Below are 15,359 nucleotides of genomic sequence, written 5' to 3'. Positions count from 1 at the left end.
CGTTCGCAATCAGGGTTTCTTTGGGGTTTTGCGTCGGGTGGCTATCCAGAGCAGTGGCAATCCGGTGACCAGCCCGAGCCCGAGCACCGCCCATGTCGCCCGCCCGAAGTCACCGCTGACCGCCTCCCCGCCGAAATGAGCAAGTAAGAAGCTCGCCGGAACGATGCCCGCCAGTGTGGCAAGCGCGAAGCGCCAGAGGTGGAGGCGACTGAGACCTGCCGCATAACTGATCATGTCAAAAGACACGAAAGGCATAAGGCGGCTCGCAAAAACCGTCATCGTCAAAACGGTTTGCGAGCCGAGCAGACCGGCATCAACCCGATTACCGAACACCCGCCGCAAGACATCTTGCCCCAGAACACGCGCGAGGCCGAACGCGATCAGTGCCCCGAGTTCGGCACCAATTACGACCTGCACCGTCCCCCAAAGATGCCCGTAGGCAGCGCCCGCGGCCATTGCGATCGGGGCGCTTGGGATCGGGCTCGCCACAACCGCGACAGTCATCAGCGTGATAATCACCACAGGACCCCACATACCTGCGCGCTCTACCAGCATGTTAAGACGCTCGGCGTCCATCAACTCGCGTGCCTTTACGAACACCGAAGGCGCGAACTGCCATAGACCGAGCAGAGCGACCCCGAGGATCGCCAGCGCTGCGAGAATGCCGGTGCGCAGGCTCACCTCAAATCGCCTCGACCGCCTTCGTCAGAAGGTCACGGACCTCGCCCGCTATGGCCGTCAGTTCAGCGTTTTCGATAGCCTGCATCGACGCCACCGGGTCGACGGCGCTAACTTCAACGCCGCCCTCTGCTTCGCGTAGGATAACGTTGCAGGGCAGCATCGCGCCAACCCGCGGTTCTATCCCAATGGCAGAGTAGGCCATTTTCGGGTTACAGGCACCGAGTATGCGATAGGACGGCATCTCGACATCAAGCTTCTTTTTCATCGTCGTCTTTACGTCGATTTCGGTCAGTATACCAAAACCATGGTCTGCAAGGGCGCTTCGGGTTCGGGCGTCGATATCGTCAAATGAGCTGTCATTGAACATGCGATTGATTGTGTAACTCACGAACGTGCACTCCTTTATTGGCTTGGCAGACACAGAACTGGGAAGTCGGCCCCATTTAAGCACATATTTGATTTTTTTGGAGTCCTTCGAAATGCAATGAGCATCGGTATCCTGCAATGTTCTACAGCATTTTGTTGGCGCTGTATTGATCCAGATCACAACCCAAGCCCCATTCTTCGCTTATAGCTTGATGCTCAGCAGGTCGTCCGAGTTGCTGTTAATCGAACGGAGCTATGAAATGAAACGCAAGAACAGGGTATATGTCCCGGGTATGGTGGCCGCATTCAGCGTGGCAGCAACATCGGCTATCGCACAGGTCGCAGAAATCCCGAGCCGAAGCAGCTTTTACGATCATGGCCATGACATGATGTGGGGCGGCAACCAGTGGGGAGGGTTTGGAATGATTGTTGGGCCTATCTTTATGATTTTGATCGTGGTCGGGATCATTGCGGGGATCATATATCTCTTGGGGTTGTCCGGCGCGACCGGACCCGGTTCGAAAAGTCATGCGGCGCACGACCGAGCCCTGTCGGTTCTTAGGGAACGTTATGCCACAGGTGAGATCGACTCGACCGAGTTTACCGAGCGCAAGAAGCTCCTCGCTGACTGATCCAAGACGCGCCCGGTTTAGCGTGCCCCGGGCGCCGTCATTCGCCGTTTCATAACTGCCGTCTGGAAGATCTACCGCTTGGACAGCGCTCGCGGCCGAAAGGAGCGCACCGGTAATGGCAAAGCGGAAAGGTGCTACTGTCTACGACCAGCGGCCAGGACAGAGCATCGCGGCCCGTGGGTGTGCTTTTGGTTCGGCCCCAATAACGAACGCCAGAGAGTCCGAATCTAGAAGGGGTTACTGAGTAGTGCTGCCTTACTTCTTGATGACGCCCCCGCCCCCCTGGCGCGACAGATGTAGACATCTCCATTCTGGGCCTAGTAACGGACGCTCCACTTGGTTTGACCCGGATCTTGATAGACGTGGTAGCGACCGGTGATGGCTTTCCTCAGAACTGCGGCAGTCAAATTTGACACCGGGGGTCTCGGTTGGCTTCCCTCTTTCAATCAACGGATAGAGGATCTCGTCCAAGCTCGGCGCAACAAACGGGCCGCAGAGCGGTTTTTCCGCAAGCTATTCAAGGCATTTGGCGAACCTCGAGTCGTCGTTACGGACAAACTCCGAAGCTACGGGGCAGCCCTGAAGAAGCTTACTCCGGGAATCGAGCATCGCAGCAATAAGGGTCTCAACAATCGATCCGAAGGGTCACATAGGCCGCCCCGACGGCGAGAAAAGAACATGGGTCGTTTCAAATCCCCCCGGCAGGTTCAGCAGTTCTTATGCGTCCACGACGAAGTCCAAACCGTCTTCCGCCCTCGCCGCCACACCCTTTCAGCCACTTGCTACCGTCAGTCCAGGAGCCGAATCCCATTGGATCTTGGATGACATCTCGCGCGAGCTGAAGGCTGCTTGATATCCGGCGCCCAAGCTATCGTTGCGGAGATCGCCGACAACTTGACGATGCGATCAATAGAGATCCCGCGCTCTGCGAGCAGAACCACCACGTCCGGGTAGGACAGTGGGTAGCGCAGACACCACCGCACCGCGCAAAGGATGATGTCGTGCGGAAAACGGGGATGCTTGAACAGGGAGCTGCGCGGCATGCTCAACCTCAAAAGTCCAAAACAGGCCGGCGCCGACGATTAACGCATCAGTCCCTTTCGGAAAACTCCGCGTCGATGATTTGCGGATTACGTCTTCGTCACACGCGACGCGGGTGCGGGCCTCGTTTTCTTTGCCTAAACGCGCCAGACATCTGCCAACACAAAGGTTTTAACGCGCGGTTGTTAACTCGCGCTCTTGCATCGGACCGGGGTGAATGCAGGCGACCTGATGCGGGCCATTTCCCGGTTCTGGCACAACCGCCGCGCAATCGGCCTGCGCACGCGGGCAACGGCCACGAAAAACGCAACCCGACGGCGGGTTCATCGGGGACGGCATATCGCCTGTCATCGGCACAATCTTTTTGGCGCGCTCGGCAACCGGATCGGGGATTGGCACGGCAGAAAGCAGCGCCTGCGTATAGGGATGCTGGGGGTTGTCGTAGAGTTGCGCCTTGGGGGCCTTCTCCATGATGCGGCCCAGATAAAGCACCATCACCTCATCCGAGATGTTTTTCACCACGCTGAGGTCATGAGCGATAAAGATCATCGCTAGTCCCAGATCGCGCTGCAGTTCCTTCAGCAGTTCGATGACCTGCGCTTGGATTGACACATCGAGCGCCGACACCGGCTCATCGCAGATCAGCAGCTTGGGCTCCACGATCAGCGCACGCGCAATGCCGATGCGCTGGCATTGGCCGCCGGAAAACTCGTGTGGGTAGCGGTTGATCATCTGCGGCAGTAGGCCAACACGCTCCATCATCTGCGCGACCCGATTGCGGCGTTCCTTGGCGGAAATGTCGGGGCGGTGGGTGCGAAGCGGCTCGGCGATGATCTGGCCCAGCGTCATGCGGGGGTTGAGCGAGGCCAGCGGGTCTTGGAACACCATCTGGATCTCGGAGCGGTAGGGCTTCATCCGGCGGGGGGAGAGCGAGAGCAGATCCGTCTCGCCGCGCCACATCACCTGCCCCGTCGCCGGGACCATCTGGATCAAGCCCCGCGCAAGAGTCGATTTGCCACAACCGGATTCACCGACCACGCCAAGGGTCTTGCCCGGCTCCAGATCAAAGCTGACCCCGTTGACCGCATGGAGGAAACGCGGCTTGGTCCACGGCATGTCGCCTGCGCGGGTGATGGGGAAGCGTACATGGAGATCGCGGACAGACAGAAGCGGGCTCATGCGGTCACCTCCGCGATAGGACGGTGGCAGGCGCGAGCGCGGCCCTCGGCAAAGGGCGCGAGCGGTGGCATCACACGGCAGTCTTCGCCCGCGTAAGCGCAGCGCGGGCGGAAGGGGCAGCCTTCGGGTGGGGCGGCCATGTTGGGCGGGTTGCCGGGGATCGCCTTCATGGTGGCGTCTTCGTCATCGACGCGCGGCACGGCGGCCAGCAAGCCACGGGTGTAGGGATGCGTGGGCTCGGCAAAGAGCGGTTCGGTCGGGCCCTGCTCCATCACCCGGCCACCATACATCACCAGCACCCGTTCACAGAAGCCCGCCACCACACCGAGGTCATGGGTAATGAGGATCGTGGCCATGCCAAAATCCTTTTGCAGGTCGCCCAGCAGGTCCATGATCTGCGCCTGCACGGTCACGTCCAGTGCGGTTGTCGGCTCATCGGCAATCAGCAGGTCAGGTTTGCACAAGAGCGACATCGCGATCATCACCCGCTGGCGCATCCCGCCGGAGAACTCGTGCGGGAAAAGGCGGATGCGCTCCTTGGCTGCGGGGATTTTGACCGCATCGAGCATCCGCACCGACTCTGCCAGTGCGTCACGTTTGGACATGCCTTTGTGCAGGGTCAGCACTTCGGTCATCTGGTCCGCGATGCGCATATAGGGGTTGAGCGAGGTCATCGGATCTTGAAAGATCATCGCGATCCGCTCGGCCCGTAATTTGTTGAGCACCTTCGGCTTCGCGCCCAAGATTTCCTGCCCGTCGAAACGGATGGAGCCATCGGTGCGCCCGTTGGGTGCTAGAAGCCCCATGATGGAAAAGGCGGTCTGGCTTTTGCCGGACCCGCTTTCGCCCACGATGCCAAGCGTCTCGCCCTTGTCGATGGAGAGCGACAGGTCATTGACCGCATGCACGGGGCCGTCTTCCCCGTCGAAAGTGACAGAGAGGTTGTCGATTTGCAGCAGGGACATCAGCGATCCTTGGGGTCGAGCGCGTCACGCAATCCGTCGCCTACGAAAAACAGGCCGAAGAGCGTGAGACAGAAAAACAGCAGCGGGAAGCCCAACTGCCAAGTGGTGCCATAGGCGATGGTGCCCGCCCCTTCGGAGATCAGCGCCCCGAGCGAGGTAAGCGGCTCTTGCACGCCGAGACCGAGGAAAGAGATAAAGCTTTCCGTCAGGATCATCAGCGGGACCAGCAGAGTGGCATAAACCGCGATAACGCCCAGCAGGTTCGGCACGATATGGCGCAGGATGATGACCGGGGCCGAGACACCCGTGGCGCGGGCGGCCTCGACAAACTCGCGGCCCTTGATGGTCAGAGTCTGGCCGCGCACAATGCGGGCCATCTCCATCCAAGAGATCAGGCCGATGCCCGCGAAAAGGATCGTGATCGAACGGCCATACATCACCAGCAGCAGGATCAGCACGAACATATAAGGCACGGCCATAAAGATATCGACGAGGCGCATCATGATCCCGTCCGTGCGCCCACCTGCGTAGCCCGCCACCGCGCCGTAAAGCGTGCCGACGATACAAGCGATCAGTGCCCCAACGAGGCCCACGGCAAGGCTGATTTGCGTGCCCTGAATGGTCCGCGCAAAGAGGTCACGCCCCAGATCGTCGGTGCCGAAGTAGTGACCGCTTTCAATCGACGGTCCGCCCAGCTCAACAATCTGGCCCATGACATTATAGTCCAACTCCTCGTTTGACCACTGCGCGAAATAGCCACCGAAAAGCGCAAAGGCCACGACGAAGCCCAGGATCACCAGACCCATCAGCGCTGCCTTGTTGCGGAAGAACCGCCGCCGCGCATCGGCCCAGGGGGAGCGCCCCTTGCCCACAATCTCGCCCGCTTCGACCCTTTGTTCTGATGTCATCGCCATGTCAGTACCGGATCTTTGGGTCGATCCATCCGTACAGGATGTCGACCACGAGGTTGAAGAAGATTGTCAGCGCACCCACGAGGATCGTAACCCCCATCATCACCGCGTAGTCGCGGTTCAGCGCTGAATCGACGAAGGCTTTGCCGATGCCGCCCGTCGAAAAATAGATGTCGACCACGACCGAGCCGGTGATCATCGCAACAAAGGCCGGCCCGAGGTAGGAGATCACGGGCAGCATTGCGGGCTTGAGCGCATGGCGCAGGATCACCCGGCGTTCCGGCAGGCCCTTGGCGCGGGCGGTGCGGATGTGGTTGGAGGTCAGCACCTCAAGCATCGACGAACGGGTGATCCGCGCGATGGACGCCATGAAGGATGTCGACAGCGCGATCACTGGCATGATCCAATATTCCGGCCCTTGCCAGCCGCCGCCGGGCAACCAGCCAAGCCAGAGCGTAAAGACCAGCACCAAGATCGGCGCCATCACGAAATTCGGCAACACCTGCGCGCCGATAGAGACACCCACCGCCACATAATCCAGCAGCGAGTTGTGCCGCACCGCTGCGGCCACACCAAGGCTCACGCCGACAATCACCGCCACGGCAAAGGACAACAGCCCATAGGTGAGCGTGATCGGGAACCCTTGGGCGATGATCTCATTCACCGAACGGTCCTTGTAGACAAAGCTCGGCCCGAAATCGAAGTCAGAAACAATGCCCCACACATAGCTGCCGATCTGCTTCCACAGCGGATCATCCAGCCCGTATTTCGCATTGAGGTTCGCCAGCACCTGCGGCGGCAATTCGCGCTCTGAGGTGAATGGCCCGCCGGGCGCGGAATGCATCAGCAAAAAGGAAATTACGATCAACACAAGAAGTGTCGGGATCGCGATCGCAAGGCGCTTGAGGATGTAACTGAGCAAGGGGCGCGCGCTCCGGGTACGGGTTTGAAGGGGATATAAATAGAATCGGGCAGCCCCGCATAAACGCTGGGCTGCCCGAATGTCGATAGGTTACTCGGCGGTACGGTAGAGGTCTTTGCCGTACCACGTGTTGTTGACGTTATTCTCCGGCAGACCTTCGATGTCTTCCGCAATCATATCCACGTTGGCGTAGTGGTAGATCGGAATGATCGGCATTTCCTCGGCCAGAATACTCTCTGCCTCTTTATAAAGCGGCTGCGGGTCTTCGGCGGTTTTGCTGTCTTTCATGAGCTTGTCATAAGCATCATTGTAGAACTCACCGTTGTTATGGCCCGAATAGGAGGTCAGCAGATCAAGGTAGGTGGAGGCTTCGTTATAGTCCCCGCACCATGCATAGCGCGCCATGTCGTAGTCTTGGTTTTGCATGCGGTCGGTGTGGATCTTCCACTCGTAGTTATCCAGCGTCACGTTCACGTTGATCTGCTTGAGCATCTGCGACGCGGCGATAGCGATCTTTTTGTGATCTTCCGAGGTGTTGTACTGCAGTGTCAGATCCAGCGGCTTGTCGGGGCCATAGCCTGCTTCGGCCATCAACTCTTTGGCCTTCTCAACCCGCTGCGCCTGATCCATGTTGTCAGCCCAGTCCAGCTCGGGCCGCTCGAAATCGGCAATCGCCCAATGGGTCCAGTTATAAGACGGCTTCTGCCCGCCTTGCAGGATACGGTCGACGATGATGTCGCGGTCGATCGTATAGGCCAGCGCCTTGCGCACGCGCGCATCCTTCAGCGCTTCGGGCCCCTTTTCGCCGACGTTCAGCATGTAGATATAGGAACAGTTATAGGGGGTGGAGACGGCCTGCTCAGGGTATTCTTCTTTCAAGCGCGGGTACTGACCGGCGGGGATATCGACGCGGTCCAGCTCACCAGCCAGATAGCGGGTCAGCGCTTGGTTTACGTCATTGATGGTCAGCGCGGTAAGCTTCTCCATCACCACGTTTTCAGCATCCCAATAGGTGTCGCTCTTCTCCATCACGACGCGCTCGCCCAACTGGTGCTCGACCAGTTTATAGGCACCGTTGCCGACCAAGGTGCCCGCATCGGTCCAGTCATCGCCGTGCTCTTCGACAGCACTTTGCAACACGGGGAAGGTCGAGCCATGCACAAGCATCTGCGGGAAATAGGGCAGCGGCGTGGTGATCTTGACCTCAAGCGTGTGATCGTCGACCGCGCGGATGCCCAGCTCTTCGGGGGATGTGTTGCCTGCGATGATCTCAGGCGCGTTTTCGACCTGCATCAGCTCCATGTACCACGCATATTCCGACGCAGTCGCCGGGTCGGCCAGACGGCGCCAAGAATAGACGAAATCATTCGCCGTTACAGGCTCCCCGTTCGACCACTTCGCATCGTCGCGCAGCTTGAAAGTATAGGTTTTGCCGTCTTCGGAAACCTCATGCTCCAGCGCGACGCCGGGCACCAGTTCGCCATTGCCGTCTTCGTTATAGAGCCCCTCAAAGAGGTTACGCAGTACATCGGAACCCTCAACATCGGTGTTGATCTGCGGGTCCATCGACTTGATCGCGTCGAGCAGCCAGAAGGTGTAGTTTTGGTCTTCGGCAAGGGTCACGCCCTCGGGCACATCGGCGGCCTGCGCCTGAAACGCAAGGCTCAGCGCCAGTGCGGAGGATGCAAGAGTGGTACGAAATTTCATGGGGGCTCTCCGTTGTTTTTATGTTCGTGTTCTGATTGAAAAGCAATCAATCGAAAACGAAGAGCATTTGCAAGACGTTGCCTCGCGTAAGCCTAAGACGGCGGCTTAGCGCCGAGGAAATGACTCGCCACCGACCTTCTCGTCACTGGTTTATCCGGTCAAACCCATACCTGATCCGGGTCCGGCAGCGGGATCGCATCAAGCAGCGTGCGGGTGTATTCAGCCTGCGGCGCGGCGAAGAGGTCTGCGGTTTGCGCCTGCTCCACGATCTCTCCCTGATAGAGCACGATGATCCGATCACAGAGCCGCCGGATCACCGACATGTCATGGCTGATAAAGGCCAAGGTCAGGCCCAGTTCGCGCACCAAGTCCTGCAACAGGTTCAGCACTTGCGCCTGCGAGGATACATCAAGCCCTGAGACGATCTCATCCGCGAGGATAAACTCGGGCCTGAGCGCAATGGCCCGCGCGATGCCCACTCGCTGGCGCTGCCCGCCTGAGAGTTCATGGGGATAGCGATTGGCGAAACTGCGCGGCAGGCCCACCATGTCGAGCGCCTCTGTCACCTTGGCGGCGATTCCTTCATGCCCCTGCACCCGCAGCGGACCGGCGATGATACCCCCCACCTGCCGACGCGGGTTGAGCGATGACATCGGGTCTTGAAAGATCATCTGCATCTGCGCGCGCATCGGGCGCAGGTCGTCCTCCTCCAAATGGGTAATGTCACGCCCGTTGAAGGTGATGCTGCCGCTCGTCGGCTCCAGCAGACGCAGCATGGCTCGGCCCAAAGTGGATTTGCCTGAGCCCGACCCGCCGACGATGCCAAGCACAGCACCTTTCGGCACATCAAAAGTAAGCCCGCGCAGAACCTCGATCCTTGGGGCCGCGCCGAACAGCGGTTTGCGGGTCATGTCTGGGAAAGACAACCGCAGGTCTCTCACTTGGTACATCAAAGGCCCGCCCTCCGGTCATGGTCCGTCACTTCGCGTTCCACCTGATCAATCACCGATTGCGGCACTGGAGTGAGCGAGCCATCGGGGTCTTTGTAGCTGGGTGTCGCCGCCAAAAGTGCCGCCGAATAGGGATGTATCGGATGCATGAAAAACCGCCGCATCTGCGCCTCTTCCACGACCTTGCCCGCATAAAGCACGCTAAGCGTGTCGCAGACCTTTGACACCACGCCGAGGTCGTGGGTCACGAACAGAAGCGCTGTGTTATGCCGCGTCTGCATGTCGGCAATTAGGCGCAGGATCTGCTTTTGCACCGTCACATCCAAGGCCGTGGTCGGCTCATCCGCGATGATGAGTTTCGGCTCGGCAGCAAAGGCGGCGGCAATCAAGATGCGCTGGCGCATTCCGCCCGACAGCTCATGCGGGTAGCTGCGCATCACGCGGGCGGGATCGGGGATCTGGACCTCTGCCAGCAGCTCCAGCGCACGCGCCTCAGCATCCGCGCGGGACCAGCCGAGGATATCAACCAAACGCCGCGTGATCTGCGGCCCAATGCGCCGCGCGGGGTTAAGTGCGGTCAGCGGGTCTTGGGGGATCAGCGCCGCCGATGCGCCGATACGGCGGCGACGTTCAGCCGGGCGCAGGGTTTGCAGATCGACCCCATCAAGCCAGATCTCGCCCCGCGTCACCGCAAGCGCCCGCGGCAAAGTGCCTAGCACCGCCTTGCCAATCATCGACTTGCCCGCGCCGCTTTCGCCCACCAGCCCATGCACCTGCCCTGCCGACACGCTGAGCGAGACATTGCGCAGGATCGGCGCGCCGCCCTTCAGCGTGACGCAGAGGTTGCGGATTTCTAAAAACGCACTCATCGCAGCACCGGATCAAAGCGGTCTTTCAACCCTTCGCCCAATTGAGAGAAGCTGAGCACCGTCAGAAACAACGTGACCAGCGGAAAGACCAGCACCCACCACGCTTGATGGACCGAGGTGCGCCCTTCGGAGATCATGCCCCCCCAAGTGGGGCTGTCGGTCGAGATCGACAGGTTCACGAAGCTCAGGATCGCCTCAACGATCACGGCAATGCCCATCTCAAGCGTCAGCAGCGCAATGATTGTGGGCAGCACGTTCGGCAAGATCTCGGTCAGCATCGTTCCCATCCGCTTGCGCCCCGCCACTTGGGCAGAGGCGACATAATCCATCGCGCCTTGGGTCATCGCCTCGGCCCGGATCACGCGGGCAAAACGGGTCCAGTCGATCACCACAATGGCGATGATGATTGAGGTCAGCCCCGTGCCCAAGACCGCGATCAGCAGAATGGCAAACAGTACCGGCGGGAAGGCCATCCAGATGTCGACAAAGCGGCTGATGATGCGATCCGGCCAGCCACGATAAAAGCCCGCGATGAGCCCCAGAGCCGTGCCGATCACGCAGGTCAGCGTGCCTGCCACCAGTGCCACAATCAGCGCCAGACGCGCGCCATGAATGATACGGCTCAGCACATCGCGGCCCAGTGAATCCGAGCCGAGCCAATAGCCCGGTTCGGCCCCCGCCTCCCAAAACGGCGGCAGGCGTGAAGTGAAGAGATCCTGCGCCAGTGGATCCTGCGGGGCGATCCACGGCGCCAGCAGAGCCGCTAGCACCAATAAGCTCAGCCATCCGCCCGAAAGCCACAGCCGCAGTCCGATCGGGCGTTTTACATCACCTCTGGCATCACGCATGGCGGAGCCTCGGGTTCAGCACGACATAGAGCATATCAACGGCGAGGTTAACGAGGGTGAAGATCAGCGCGAACAGGATCACGATCCCTTGGATCAACGGCAGATCACGATTGATCACAGCGTCGATGGCCATATTGCCCAAGCCTTCGTAGCTGAACAGCCGCTCAATGATCACGGTGCCGCCGATCAGAAAGGTGAACTGCACGCCCACGAGCGTGAGGGTTGGCAGAATCGCATTGGGCAACGCGTCGCGGGTAATGACATGGTATTCGCCATAGCCATGGGTGCGCGAAAGGGTAACGTAATCAAGATGCATGGTTTCTTTCAGGCTTTGCTTGAGCAACTGCGCAATGATCGCCGACAGGGGGATCGCCAGCGCCAACGCGGGCATGAACATATGGCCGATCAGATCGCCCAGCACGTCAAAGCGCAGCCGCAGCAGGGCTTCGAAAAGGTAGAAATTCGTGGTGAAATCAATGTCGAGCGCGGGGGATATGCGACCAGAGATATGGAATACCGGCCAGAGCACACCAAAGAGCAAGATCAGCACCAACCCCCAAAGGAAATCCGGGATCGACAGGGCCATGCCGGTTGAGACGTCAATGGCCCCCTCCTTACGGGTATTGCGCCACCGCGTGCCGGTCAGCGCCATCGTCCCGCCGATCACCACCGCAATCACCAAGGCGACGATGCTGAGCTCTAGTGTCGCGGGCAAACGGTTCAGCACCAAAGCACTGACGGGTTGGCGCAGCGAGATCGATGTGCCGAAATCACCCTGAACCACCCCGCCCAGCCAGATCGTGAACTGCTCAAAGATGGATTTATCAAACCCATATTGCGCCTGAAGCCGTGCGATATCGGCCTCTGTCGCCCCGGGGGGAAGCATCATCGCGATGGGATTGCCCGGCACGACACGGATCACCACAAAGATGATCACGGCCACACCAAAGAGCGTGATGGCGGTGCTCAGGAGCCGCATCAATATACTGCGCAATAGGGTCATTTTGCCTCTGAAAGGTTGGGGTGACGGGGCGACAAGCGCCGCCCCGTCAAAGCCAGCTGGCGTTAAGCGCGCGTCATCAGATGCGGGAGCAGCGCGCCTGAGCGGTGCGGCACCACGTTGACGGCAGAGACATGCAGGATCGGTTGGACATATTGCAGCAGCGGGATCACCTCTGCGTTCTCGGCGATGTGGCGGTCAACGGCCTTCCAGCCCTCGATGCGCTTGGCCTCGTCCTTCTCGCCCCAAAGCGGCAGGATCATGTTGAAGGTCTCTTCCCCATCCCAAACCGAATGCGGCGAAGGGCCGAACATGGCGAAACCGGTCGAGGTTGTGGGATCACCCACCGAGTTCCCCCAGTTGTAGAAGGCCGCAGGTGCCAGCGTATCCGCCGCGCGCAACTCATAGTGTTTGGCGATCTCGTAGACCTCAATCTCGGCTTCGATCCCGACCTTGCGCCAGAGCCCGACAATGGCCTGCACCATCTCGTAATCCTTGGGTTTGAAGCCCTTGGTGGTCTGGATGGTGAACTTCACCGGGTTGTCGGTGCTAAAGCCCGATTCCGCCAACAGCGCCTTGGCCTTTTCCATGTCATGGCCGACGTTGATGCTCGCGTCATAGGCAGCGTAATCCGGGGTCTGCAACGTGTCGATCGGCACGCCATAGCCCGACAGGAGCCGGTCGATAATCAGCTTCTTGTCGATCGCCAAGGCGGCAGCCATGCGCACGTTGGGGTCGGTCATCGCTTCGATATCGTTAAGGAAGATCATGCCGATGTCAGAGATCGGCTCGGCCACGCCTTCGATGCCGTCCTTTGCTTTCAGGCGGTCGAACTCTTCATAGGGTACTTCGAGCGTGACATGAGCATTGCCCGATTCAATTTCCGCCACGCGGGAGGCCGCGTCGGTCACAAATTTGATTGTCACGGATTTGAACTCAGGTGCACCGCCCCAGTAATTCTCGTTCGCTTTCAGCCGGACGAAAGCGTTGCGCTCAAACTTCTCGACCATATAGGGGCCGGTGCCAATGGGCGCGGCCTCAAACCCGTCTGCGCCGACTTCCTCGTAGTATTTCTTGGGCAGCACATAGCCGGTAAGGAATGACATCCACTTAAAGAACGTCGGCTCATATTCCTTCACATCCGCCGTGACGCGGTTGCCCTCGGCGGTGATGTTTTCGACCTTGCCCCAGATGAATTGGATCGGGTTGCCCGTCTCGGCATTTGCGGCGCGTTCAAGCGACCATGCGACATCTTCAGCGGTGAAAGGATCGCCATTATGCCATGTCACCCCGTCGCGGACCTCCATCCAAATTTTGGTCTGATCGTCATTCCAACCGTAATCGGTGATCAAGCCTTGGCCGAAAGACAGGTCTGGGTTCTGCGGGATATAGAGATCGAAAACCGATTGATAGAACCCTTGGATTGTTGGGTTCACCGCCGAAGGGCCCACGGTCGGATCCCAGCTGGGCAGGTTGACGTTATAGGCGATGACCAGTTCGTCAATCTCTTGAGCAAAGCTGGGCAGGCCGACGGTGGCAAAAGCAGCCGCCGCGGCGCTGGTCTTGAGTAGGCTACGTCTGGATAGTTTCATTGTCTTTCTCTCCCTGAGAAATGGTTATTATTGGTTTTTATTGTTATTTTCCGACAAGTTTTCGGGCGAGCAAGGTGCCGGGCCCTGCCCCTGTGCCACCTCCGGGCCAGACAGCGGCACCGGTGTGGTAAAGTCCTCTGATCGGCGTGCTGCCATCGGCAAAGCCGCGCGCGGGACGGTTCATGAAATGCTGGTGCAGGTGGTGGCTGCCGCAGACCTGATCGCCACCGATGAGATTGGGGTTGTCGGCCTCCAGCATCGATGGTGTCACCACATGGTGGTCGAGGATACGGGCGCGGGTGCCGGGGGCGTAGCGCTCCAACAGATCAAGCGCACGCTCAGTCATCGGCGCGGCGGCGCTCTCCCAATCCTGCGCTGCAATCTCGCCCTTGGCATCGCCCTTTATTTGCCCCGGCACCATACGGACCTGAAGCCAAAGAACGTGTTTCCCCTCTGGCGCACGGCTTGGGTCAACCACCGTGGGCTGGCCGCAGACGATCACCGGCTCGTCCGGCAGCATCCCGGCTTTGGCCTGCGCATAGGTGCGCGCCATCTGGTCCATCGATGGGGCCAGATGCACATAAGCGAAGCGGTTCAACTCGGCGGCAGGCCAGTTCGGTAGGTCGTCCATCGCCAGATGGATCATCATCGTGCCGGGCGCGTGTTGGAAGGTCTTCATCGCCCTATCATGCCGCGCGTCGCCGCTGCCGCCGGTCAGGCGCAACAGAGCCGAAGGCGCGACATTTGCGATAACCGCCTTGTCCGCCCCGATAAATCGACCGTCAGAAAGTGTGATCCCGGTCGCGCGACCACCGGCCTCTTCGATGCCCGTTACCTTTGCATTGCAGGTGACGCTGCCGCCGTGCGCTTCGATCATCCGCACCATTGCGCGGGTCACTGTATCCGCGCCGCCTTGACCCAACACCATGCCGAAGGCTTGCGCCGCCATAGCTTCGAGATAGGGAAAAAGCGCGCCGCCCGCGATGTCAGGGGCGAAATCAAGATGCATGCCCCAAGCGGCGAAAGTGGCTTTTACCCGGTCATCCTCAAAGGTCTGATCCAGCCACGCCCGTGGCGACATCAGCAAAAATTGCGCAAGATCAAGGCTGCCGCCCGCCCCGCGTTTTCGGAGTGTCGACCAACCCAGTTTGGCCAATGACCCTGCCCGCATCGGGCTGCCAAGCAGGGCAAAAATCGTCTCAGCCTCAGCAGGAAATTCATCGCTCAGCCGGTCCCACGCCTTGGCATCCACCGTGCTAAACCCGGCAATCTGCGCCCGGTTCAACGCGCGGTCATTCGAGATGCCCAGCCAACGCCCATCCGGGAACAGGCTGGCAAAAGGATTTGCCGTGGGCGCAAAGCCTAGCCCATGACGCGCAAGCTCTTCGCCGTGCTCCGCATGAAAAGCCGAGCCCGCAAAAAGCGACAGGTTCATCGCCGCCCAGTCATGGCGGAACCCCGGTTGCGTGTACGCGCCCGACTTGACCGCGCCCCCCGGTTCAGCCGCTTGCTCATACACCGCCACCCGCCAGCCGCGCGCCGCCAGATGGCAAGCACAAGCTAGGCTATTGTGCCCCGCGCCAATGATGACAGCGTCAACATTTGAAGTCATTGCCCTAGTCTCCCTGAGCAAGATAATTGCAAACGCATATTTTTTTGTCTAGCTTTGTTTCAAATATCTTGAACGTCATGAAAC

Annotated in this window: 14 protein-coding genes and 2 pseudogenes; 2 read left to right on the top strand and 14 right to left on the bottom strand. The window is 59.6% G+C overall.

Features of this window, described 5'->3' with window-relative positions; translation table 11 throughout:
- Positions 1–9 precede the first annotated feature (9 nt).
- Entirely contained in the window at positions 10–681 is a 672-nt protein-coding gene (locus DSM14862_RS19375; RefSeq protein ID WP_007121331.1) for a TVP38/TMEM64 family protein, read from the bottom strand.
- A 1-nt stretch (position 682) separates the two neighbouring features.
- Positions 683–1,069, bottom strand: a complete 387-nt coding sequence (locus tag DSM14862_RS19370) for a DUF302 domain-containing protein (protein WP_040702034.1) — start codon at positions 1,067–1,069, stop codon at positions 683–685.
- 238 nt (positions 1,070–1,307) lie between these two features.
- Here DSM14862_RS19370 and DSM14862_RS19365 point away from each other — a divergent pair, with 238 nt between their 5' ends.
- Positions 1,308–1,679 carry an SHOCT domain-containing protein gene (locus DSM14862_RS19365; RefSeq protein WP_243254603.1) on the top strand — a complete coding sequence of 124 codons (372 nt, stop codon included), beginning with the start codon at positions 1,308–1,310 and terminating at the stop codon, positions 1,677–1,679.
- Positions 1,680–2,132: 453 nt separating this feature from the next.
- Positions 2,133–2,532: pseudogene (locus DSM14862_RS19360) on the top strand (DDE-type integrase/transposase/recombinase); the annotation flags it as partial.
- 52 nt (positions 2,533–2,584) lie between these two features.
- Here the strand turns inward: DSM14862_RS19360 and DSM14862_RS19355 are convergent.
- From DSM14862_RS19355 to DSM14862_RS19300, 12 genes and pseudogenes are all read right to left on the bottom strand, one after another.
- A pseudogene (locus DSM14862_RS19355) lies at positions 2,585–2,722 on the bottom strand (IS6 family transposase); the annotation flags it as partial.
- 169 nt (positions 2,723–2,891) lie between these two features.
- Positions 2,892–3,899: an ABC transporter ATP-binding protein gene (locus DSM14862_RS19350; protein ID WP_007121426.1), complete on the bottom strand. Its 1,008-nt coding sequence runs from the start codon at positions 3,897–3,899 to the stop codon at positions 2,892–2,894.
- Positions 3,896–4,864: an oligopeptide/dipeptide ABC transporter ATP-binding protein gene (locus tag DSM14862_RS19345; RefSeq protein WP_007121427.1), complete on the bottom strand. Its 969-nt coding sequence runs from the start codon at positions 4,862–4,864 to the stop codon at positions 3,896–3,898. The genes DSM14862_RS19350 and DSM14862_RS19345 overlap by 4 nt, the downstream gene beginning before the upstream one ends.
- Entirely contained in the window at positions 4,864–5,778 is a 915-nt protein-coding gene (locus DSM14862_RS19340; RefSeq protein WP_007121428.1) for an ABC transporter permease, read from the bottom strand. The genes DSM14862_RS19345 and DSM14862_RS19340 overlap by 1 nt, the downstream gene beginning before the upstream one ends.
- 1 nt (position 5,779) lies before the next feature.
- Positions 5,780–6,697, bottom strand: a complete 918-nt coding sequence (gene oppB / locus DSM14862_RS19335; protein WP_007121429.1) for an oligopeptide ABC transporter permease OppB — start codon at positions 6,695–6,697, stop codon at positions 5,780–5,782.
- A 90-nt stretch (positions 6,698–6,787) separates the two neighbouring features.
- A complete protein-coding gene (locus DSM14862_RS19330) occupies positions 6,788–8,404 on the bottom strand; it encodes a peptide ABC transporter substrate-binding protein (protein ID WP_243254602.1) in 1,617 nt (538 codons plus the stop codon).
- Positions 8,405–8,562: 158 nt separating this feature from the next.
- Positions 8,563–9,354 carry an ATP-binding cassette domain-containing protein gene (locus DSM14862_RS19325; RefSeq protein ID WP_007120749.1) on the bottom strand — a complete coding sequence of 264 codons (792 nt, stop codon included), beginning with the start codon at positions 9,352–9,354 and terminating at the stop codon, positions 8,563–8,565.
- On the bottom strand, positions 9,354–10,223 hold the full coding sequence (locus tag DSM14862_RS19320) for an ABC transporter ATP-binding protein (protein ID WP_007120750.1): 870 nt from the start codon (positions 10,221–10,223) through the stop codon (positions 9,354–9,356). The genes DSM14862_RS19325 and DSM14862_RS19320 overlap by 1 nt, the downstream gene beginning before the upstream one ends.
- Positions 10,220–11,071, bottom strand: a complete 852-nt coding sequence (locus tag DSM14862_RS19315) for an ABC transporter permease (RefSeq protein WP_007120751.1) — start codon at positions 11,069–11,071, stop codon at positions 10,220–10,222. Before DSM14862_RS19315 ends, DSM14862_RS19320 begins: the two co-directional genes overlap by 4 nt.
- On the bottom strand, positions 11,064–12,050 hold the full coding sequence (locus tag DSM14862_RS19310) for an ABC transporter permease (protein ID WP_007120752.1): 987 nt from the start codon (positions 12,048–12,050) through the stop codon (positions 11,064–11,066). Before DSM14862_RS19310 ends, DSM14862_RS19315 begins: the two co-directional genes overlap by 8 nt.
- 86 nt (positions 12,051–12,136) lie before the next feature.
- Complete coding sequence (locus DSM14862_RS19305) at positions 12,137–13,663, bottom strand: ABC transporter substrate-binding protein (RefSeq protein WP_007120753.1); 1,527 nt, start codon at positions 13,661–13,663, stop codon at positions 12,137–12,139.
- Between the two features lie 43 nt (positions 13,664–13,706).
- On the bottom strand, positions 13,707–15,275 hold the full coding sequence (locus tag DSM14862_RS19300; protein ID WP_007120754.1) for a phytoene desaturase family protein: 1,569 nt from the start codon (positions 15,273–15,275) through the stop codon (positions 13,707–13,709).
- Positions 15,276–15,359 lie beyond the last annotated feature (84 nt).

It is taken from the genome of Sulfitobacter indolifex, from assembly GCF_022788655.1.
Lineage (GTDB): Bacteria > Pseudomonadota > Alphaproteobacteria > Rhodobacterales > Rhodobacteraceae > Sulfitobacter > Sulfitobacter indolifex.
Note: the sequence above shows the minus strand (reverse complement) of the source record. Positions and strands in the feature narration are given on the sequence as shown.

Coding starts and splice junctions, on each gene's coding strand:
- DSM14862_RS19340 (WP_007121428.1), bottom strand. CDS start 5,778: ATGGCGATGACATCAGAACAAAGGGTCGAAGCGGGCGAGATTGTGGGC.
- DSM14862_RS19310 (WP_007120752.1), bottom strand. CDS start 12,050: ATGCGGCTCCTGAGCACCGCCATCACGCTCTTTGGTGTGGCCGTGATC.
- DSM14862_RS19305 (WP_007120753.1), bottom strand. CDS start 13,663: ATGAAACTATCCAGACGTAGCCTACTCAAGACCAGCGCCGCGGCGGCT.
- DSM14862_RS19350 (WP_007121426.1), bottom strand. CDS start 3,899: ATGAGCCCGCTTCTGTCTGTCCGCGATCTCCATGTACGCTTCCCCATC.
- DSM14862_RS19320 (WP_007120750.1), bottom strand. CDS start 10,223: ATGAGTGCGTTTTTAGAAATCCGCAACCTCTGCGTCACGCTGAAGGGC.
- DSM14862_RS19365 (WP_243254603.1), top strand. CDS start 1,308: ATGAAACGCAAGAACAGGGTATATGTCCCGGGTATGGTGGCCGCATTC.
- DSM14862_RS19315 (WP_007120751.1), bottom strand. CDS start 11,071: ATGCGTGATGCCAGAGGTGATGTAAAACGCCCGATCGGACTGCGGCTG.
- DSM14862_RS19330 (WP_243254602.1), bottom strand. CDS start 8,404: ATGAAATTTCGTACCACTCTTGCATCCTCCGCACTGGCGCTGAGCCTT.
- DSM14862_RS19325 (WP_007120749.1), bottom strand. CDS start 9,354: ATGTACCAAGTGAGAGACCTGCGGTTGTCTTTCCCAGACATGACCCGC.
- DSM14862_RS19300 (WP_007120754.1), bottom strand. CDS start 15,275: ATGACTTCAAATGTTGACGCTGTCATCATTGGCGCGGGGCACAATAGC.
- DSM14862_RS19345 (WP_007121427.1), bottom strand. CDS start 4,864: ATGTCCCTGCTGCAAATCGACAACCTCTCTGTCACTTTCGACGGGGAA.